This window comes from Mycobacterium sp. (genome assembly GCF_050701675.1).
GTDB lineage: Bacteria > Actinomycetota > Actinomycetes > Mycobacteriales > Mycobacteriaceae > Mycobacterium.
The window spans coordinates 1-4,769 of record NZ_JBOGDD010000199.1; the positions used below are offsets into that span (position 1 = coordinate 1).

A 4,769-nucleotide genomic window follows, 5' to 3' on the forward strand; every position below is an offset into this window, starting at 1 on the left:
GATGGGAGCCGCCGCCATCATCGCAAGACCACCTGGCGCCATCCACAACCCGGCTGTGACCATGCTCTGCCCCAGCCCGTAGCCGGTGGCGCTTGGCATCTGCAGTATCTGCGGCCCGATGAGGGACATGGCGAACATTCCGAACCCGACCGCGATCGAGGCCACATTGGTAAGCAGCACTGGCGCTTTGAGCGTCGTGCGGATGTCGACCAACGGGGTTGGGGCGCGGTACTGCCACCATCCGAACAGGGCGAAGACGATGATCGAACCAGCCAGCAGACCGAGCGTGCCCGGACTGGTCCATCCCCAGGTCGATCCCTTGGAGATCGGCAGGAGCAGCAATACCAGGCCCGCGGCGAGCCCTACCGCGCCGAACAGATCGAAGCGGCCCATGGCCGTCGAGGGGACGACGTCGGGGACCAAGGTGGCGAAGATCAGAGCGCAGCCAAGGCCGAGGCCCGCAGCGCACCAAAAGAGCGCGTGCCAGCTGAGGTGCTCGGCGATCACCGCCGACAGCGGCAGTCCCAGCGCGCCCCCTACGCCAAGGGAGGCGCTCACCATTCCCATTGCGGCGCCGACGCGTTCGGCGGGGAGTGCCGCCCGCAGCACGCTGATGCCCAACGGAATCACCGGCGCACCGAAGCCCTGCAAGGCGCGGCCGACGATCAGCGGCACCAGGGAACTGGTGAGCGCCGCGATGACGGAACCCACCGTGAGCAGCACCGCGCAGGCGATGAGGACGCGTTTGGCACCGAACATGTCGCCGAGACGCCCGAACATCGGCGTGGCGACCGCTCCCGTCAGCAGAGTGGCGGTGATCGCCCATGATGCATTGGCCGATGTGGTGTTCAGCAGGGCGGGCAGCTGCGGCACCAGCGGAATGACCAGCGTCTGCATCATCGAGACACTGATGCCGGCCGCAGCCAACGCCGCGATCAGCAGGCCGCCACCCCGAGGTGGCGCCGAGCGTTCCACCATTTGATTAGCCATGCAAAGGATCTTAAGTGATTAGATCACCTATACAAAACCGGAAGGGTTCGGTGGGATTCGTTGGCCGCTCAACCACCGTCGACCGCGGGACTATCGGACCGGCCCGTGACGTCGGCCCCATTCCGCGCCTGCAAACCCGCAATATCTCGCACCTGGCCAAGGACGCGGTTCACCACCTGGGCGGCCAGCCACAACGCCAGCTCGTCGTCTCGGGACAGCTCCGGCAAGATGTCGGCGACACGCTGCCTGCGGAGGGTGGCGCGTGCTTCCCAGTTCTGCTTACCGGCCTCGCCGAGCATCACCAACGACGCTCGGCCATCGTCCGGGTCGCTCCACTTCTCCAGCAATCCCTGACGTTCCAGACGTTGAACCAATTGCGTCATTCCCGACTGGCTGGCACCCTCGGCCTCGGCGAGCGCCGTCAACCTCATCGGGCCCTCCCTATACAACCGATTCATTACCAGTGCCGCGCTGGCGCTGAGGTCGTCGCGGTCGATCAGGTATCGCCACATCAAGTCCGTCCCGAGGCTGATCATCTCGGAGACGGCATCGGCACTGTCGCCGACTGCTCGTTCCATATTTGATTTATATCACCGAAGTGATGCACAGGGAATTATCCGCGCATGCTGAGTGTTCGCGCCGGACCGAGGTATCGGGTCCGAATCCGCCTCTAGAAGTCTTGTTACGAACATTATTCGTGGCATGCCGCATGAAGCTCAAACCTTGAGGTCTGCTGTGAATCGCCCGATCGAATGCTCTGCGGTTGAACTATCTATCCTACGTGGGATATAAAAATCGGTGCGAGCAGAGCGAATCGACGATCGTGCCGATTGCCCGGGTACCCCGCCCGAGGACGGAATCCGAGAGGTCCTTCAGTGAGCCAACGATCAGTCACCAGGACGGTCCTACAGCGGGCCTGGATCCCACTGGTCGTCGTCGTTGCCCTCGGTGTGGGTGCGCTGAGCATGTGGAAGGTGCACCAGGCGTCGGCCCCTGGGCCGGTCCTCGCCGTCAATCCCCCACAGGCACCCGAGGAATTCACTCCCAAACGGCTCACCTATGAGTTGTTCGGAGACGTCGGCAGCGGCGGGATGCTGGACTACATCGACATCGACGGACATCCGCACAAGGTCGACCTCACCGACCTACCGTGGTCGCACACCGAGACCACCACGCTCACCGTGGTGTCCGGCAGCATCTCGGCGCAGGTGCACGGTGGTCAGGTCGGCTGCCGGATGCTGATCAATGACGTTGTCCGCGACGAGCAATCGACGACTCGCGAGGATGCGGACGTCACCTGCAGGGTGAAGTCCGCGTGAGCGCGCATCAGGCAAAGCGGCCGTTCTTCCCCAGAATGGTGCGCCTGCTGGCGATCCCGATCATCATCTTCTGGGCACTGCTCGCGATCACGACGAACACGTTCGTGCCGAAGGTGGAGGACGTCGCCACCGAACTCGCAGGACCCGAAGTTCCGACGTATGCGCCTTCGCAGTACGCACTTCTACACATCGGCGACAAGTTCCAGGAGTCCAACTCCACCAGCCTGACGATGGTCGTCCTGGAGGCCGACCATCCGCTCGACGACCAGGACCACCAGTACTACGACGACTTGGTTCAGCGTCTGAAGAACGATACGCAGCACGTGCAGTACGTGATGGACCTGTGGGGCAAGCCGATCACCGCGGCCGGGGCGCAGAGCATCGACGGCAAGGCGACCTACGTGCTGCTCCGGCTCGCAGGCAACGTGGGCCAGATCCAGGCCAACGAGTCCGTGGACGCCGTCCGCGACATCGTCGACAAGGACTCCCCGCCGCAAGGGCTGAAGACCTACGTCAGCGGTTCGGCGCCGATGGCCTCGGACACCCTGTCGATCGCCAACAACAGCCTGAACAACATCACCATCGTCACGATCATCTTGATCCTGGTGATGCTGCTGCTGGTGTACCGCTCCCTGACCAACGTGGCCGTGCCCATGTACAGCGTGCTGTTCGAAATCCTCATCGCCAAGGGCGTGGTGTCGACCCTTGGGCACTACGGCATCATCCCGATGTCGTCGTTCGCGGTGAACATCGTCGTCTCGCTGACCCTTGGCGCAGGCACGGACTACGGCATCTTCCTGTTGGGCCGCTACCACGAGGCCAGACAGCTGGGCGAAACCCGGGAAGAGGCCTACTACACCGCCTACCGCGGCGTGGCACCCATCATCATCGGCTCGGGCCTGACGATCGCCGGCTCGTGCTTCTGCCTGACCTTCGCTCGCCTGGACTACTTCCACACCATGGGCCCAGCGGTGGCCATCAGCATGCTGTTCACGATCGCCGCGGCGTTGACGCTCGCCCCGGCATTGCTGACGCTTGGGAGCCTGTTCGGACTCTTCGATCCCAAGAAGGTGACGCGCGGGCACCTGTATCGGCGGATCGGGGCGAGCGTGGTGCGCTGGCCGGTGCCGATCCTCGCCGCCAGCACGGCAGTCGTGGTGCTCGGGGCGATCTTCGTGCCGAGCTATCAGGTGAGCTACGACGACCGGGCCTATCAGCCCGTCAGCGGCGCGGCCAACCAGGGTTTCACGGCCTCGGATCGGCACTTCCCGTCCAGCAAGCTGTTCACCGAGATGATGATGGTCGAGTCCGATCACGACATGCGCAACTCGGCGGACTTCATCTCCCTGGACCGCGTCGCCAAGGAACTGGTGCGCCTGCCAGGGGTGGCCATGGTGCAGAGCATCACCAGACCCCTTGGCCGACCACTCGACCACGCCAACGTGCCGTATCTGTTCACCGTTCAGGGTGGGGCCGCCGGTCAGCAGTTGCCGTTCAACGAACACGCCAACGACAACACCGATACGCAGGCCAAGATCCAGGCCGACACCGTGGCGACGTTGGGCAAGACGATCGACCTGACTCAGCAGTTGGCCGACGACCTGCACACCACCGTGCTCACCCTGGAGAATCTGCAGGCCGTCACCGACGAGGTCAATTCCGACATCGCCAATCTCGACGACTTCTTCCGACCACTGAAGAGCTACTTCTATTGGGAGCCGCACTGCGCCGACATCCCTTCCTGCTATGCGTTCAAGTCGCTGTTCGACGCGTTGGACGGGATCGACTCCCTCCGCGAAGAGATCGGCAACGCGGTCACCGACTTCCAGGCGGTCGACGCGCTCATGCCCCAGATGGTCGCCCAGCTCAAGGTGATGCGCGACGAGACGCAGGCGCTTCAAACCGTCATCGTCAACAACTACGGCCCGTCGCATCTGCAGTCCACCCAGACCAATCAGACCTTCGACGATCAGATCAACGTGGGCAACGACTTCGACCAGTCCCGCAGTGACGACTACTTCTACATGCCCCGAGAGGGTTTCGACAACGAGGACGTCAAGACCGGCGAGCAGCTGATGATGTCCCCGGACGGCAAGGCGGCCCGCTTCGTCATCACCCACGAGGGCAATGCGATGGCCCCCGAAGGCATCGACCACGTCAACGCCTTCCCCGATGCGGTGAAGGCGGCGCTGAAGGAGACGTCGTTGGCCGGCGCGCGGATCTACATCGGCGGCGCCGCGTCCAACAACAAGGACATCAAGGAATACGCACTCTCGGATCTCAAGATCGTCGCCATCGCCGCCTTCGTGCTGATCTTCCTGATCATGTTGGTCCTCACCCGAAGCCTGATGGCAGCCATCGTGATTCCCGGAACCGTGGCCTTCTCGTTCGCAGGCGCGTTCGGTCTGTCAATTCTGTTGTGGCAACACCTGGTCGGTTTGCACCTGCACTGGCTGGTGC

Annotated in this window: 4 protein-coding genes; 2 read left to right on the top strand and 2 right to left on the bottom strand. The window is 63.3% G+C overall.

Annotated features, from left to right (window positions below; all coding sequences use genetic code 11):
• Both ACRDUX_RS05785 and ACRDUX_RS05790 read right to left on the bottom strand, forming a co-directional pair.
• On the bottom strand, window positions 1–990 hold a 990-nt coding region (locus ACRDUX_RS05785), incomplete at its 3' end, for an MFS transporter (protein WP_526411885.1).
• Between the two features lie 68 nt (window positions 991–1,058).
• A complete protein-coding gene (locus tag ACRDUX_RS05790) occupies window positions 1,059–1,568 on the bottom strand; it encodes a MarR family winged helix-turn-helix transcriptional regulator (RefSeq protein WP_526411887.1) in 510 nt (169 codons plus the stop codon).
• Between the two features lie 297 nt (window positions 1,569–1,865).
• On the opposite strand from ACRDUX_RS05790, the gene ACRDUX_RS05795 reads away from it, so the two are divergent.
• Both ACRDUX_RS05795 and ACRDUX_RS05800 read left to right on the top strand, forming a co-directional pair.
• Window positions 1,866–2,309 carry an MmpS family transport accessory protein gene (locus tag ACRDUX_RS05795; RefSeq protein WP_526411889.1) on the top strand — a complete coding sequence of 148 codons (444 nt, stop codon included), beginning with the start codon at window positions 1,866–1,868 and terminating at the stop codon, window positions 2,307–2,309.
• Window positions 2,310–2,344: 35 nt separating this feature from the next.
• Window positions 2,345–4,769, top strand: a 2,425-nt coding sequence (locus ACRDUX_RS05800; RefSeq protein ID WP_526411891.1) for an MMPL/RND family transporter, incomplete at its 3' end; no start/stop codon positions are given.

Bases quoted from the DNA above. Each gene is read 5' to 3' on its own strand.
- ACRDUX_RS05790 (WP_526411887.1), bottom strand. From the start codon at position 1,568: ATGGAACGAGCAGTCGGCGACAGTGCCGATGCCGTCTCCGAGATGATC.